This window comes from Cobetia sp. SIMBA_158 (genome assembly GCF_046566945.1).
Taxonomy (GTDB): Bacteria; Pseudomonadota; Gammaproteobacteria; order Pseudomonadales; family Halomonadaceae; genus Cobetia; species Cobetia amphilecti.
The window spans coordinates 1-271 of sequence record NZ_JAWJYL010000383.1 but is presented as its reverse complement, the minus strand read 5'-3'; the positions used below and the strand labels follow the sequence as shown (position 1 = coordinate 271).

At 69.0% G+C, this 271-nt stretch carries 1 protein-coding gene; it reads left to right on the top strand.

Features of this window, described 5'->3' with window-relative positions:
* Nucleotides 1-271 (top strand): FCD domain-containing protein (locus R2R70_RS20385; protein ID WP_410978960.1); only part of this gene is annotated, 271 nt, incomplete at both ends.

Sequence of the window (271 nt, the reverse complement as noted above, 5' to 3'; positions counted from 1 at the left end):
CTCGACTTCGACTTCCACATGCGGATCATCCATCTCGCCGGCAACGCGGCGATCGAGTCCGTGCTGCGCAGCAGCGCGGACATCATGAAGGAAAGCCAGCGCATGCCGTTCTACCGGCGCGAGCTGCTGCTGTCGACGTGGCACGAGCACCGCGCGATCGTCGACGCGCTGATCGCCCGCGATGCGGCCGCGGCCGGCACCGCGATCGAGACGCACATCGCGAACGCCGCGCAGCGCGCGGGCATCTTCTTCCCGACGCCGTCCGGCAGCA